This window comes from Ramlibacter lithotrophicus (assembly GCF_012184415.1).
Taxonomy (GTDB): Bacteria; Pseudomonadota; Gammaproteobacteria; order Burkholderiales; family Burkholderiaceae_C; genus Ramlibacter; species Ramlibacter lithotrophicus.
This window is the reverse complement of sequence record NZ_VTOX01000022.1, coordinates 1-1,254: the sequence shown is the minus strand read 5'-3', so window position 1 is coordinate 1,254 and position 1,254 is coordinate 1. Positions and strand designations below refer to the sequence as shown.

Annotated in this window: 1 protein-coding gene; it reads right to left on the bottom strand. The window is 61.4% G+C overall.

Annotated elements, in window-relative coordinates; translation table 11 throughout:
• Positions 1–36: 36 nt before the first annotated feature.
• Positions 37–1,196, bottom strand: a protein-coding gene (locus RAMLITH_RS25435) for an IS3 family transposase (protein ID WP_168110274.1) whose coding sequence is annotated in 2 segments (ribosomal slippage) — positions 37–932 and positions 932–1,196 — 1,161 coding nt in all. Because the reading frame shifts where the segments join, the coding sequence is not laid out codon by codon here.
• Positions 1,197–1,254 lie beyond the last annotated feature (58 nt).

Genomic DNA, 1,254 nt, shown 5'->3' with positions numbered 1-1,254 from the left:
CTGGGCTGCCCCCGATTCTCCGGACACTTCTATTTGCTACACGGCAGCTCCGTGTAGCTCCTCGAATCGTACTGGACTGAGGTACTGAAGCGTCGAGTGACGCCGCCGCGGGTTGTAGAAGCGCTCGATGTAGTCGAATGCGTCCGCGCGCGCTTCGTCCCTGGTTCGATAAATCGTCCTTGAGGCTCGCTCCGTCTTGAAGGTGGAGAAGAAGCTTTCCATAGCGGCGTTGTCCCAGCAATCGCCTCGGCGGCTCATGCTGCAGGTGATTCCGTGACCGGCCAGCACGCGCTGGAAGTCATCGCTGGTGTATTGCGACCCCTGGTCCGAGTGATGCAGCAATTCCTTGGGGCTGCCGCGCCGCCAGATCGCCATCGTCAACGCGTCGATCACCAGTTGCGACGTCATCTCGTCCCTCATCGACCAGCCCACAATCCGCCTGGAGAAGACGTCCAGCACCACCGCCAGGTACAGCCATCCCTCGGCAGTCCAGATGTAGGTGAAGTCGGCCAGCCACCTGCGATTCGGCGCATCGGCGTCGAACTGCCGTTGCAGCAGGTTTGGCGCAATCGTGTGCTGCGCTGCCTGCGTCGAAGCTCCAGGCCGACGCCGCCGTTTACGACGTGCCAGCAGCCCTGCGGCGGACATCAGCCGGGCGACGCGATTCACACTCACATCGTGACCCCACTCCCGCAAATCCTCCCAGACACGCCGACTGCCATACGTACGGTCACTTGCCGCAAAGCTTTGCCGGATCAGTCCCGTGAGCTTGTCGTTGTCGACACTGCGTTGGGACGGACTGCGGCCGTCCCACTCATAGAACCCACTGGCGGAGACTTGCAGAACCCTGCACATCGCCCGAATCGGCCACTGCGCGCGATGTTTGGCAATAAAGCCGTATTTCACATCGGGTCCTTCGCGAAGTAGCCCAGCGCCTTTTTTAGGATGTCGCGCTCCATCTTCACCTTGGCCAGTTCGCGCCGCAGCTGCTCAACCTCGCTCTGAGATTCCGACTTGAGAGGCGCACCGGGCGTCATCTCGTACTTGCCAGCCTGGGCGTTCTTGACCCAGTGGCCGATCAGGGTGCGGTTGACTCCGAGATCCCGAGCGACGCCTGCCATCGAGTTCCCCGGCGCCGTCGCCAGCCTGACCGCCTCACGCTTGAATTCGTCCGTGTAGTGCTTCCTTGAAGCCATTTCGATCTCCTGAACACATGTTGCCATTCAATGTGTCCGGGAAATCGGGGGCAGCCCA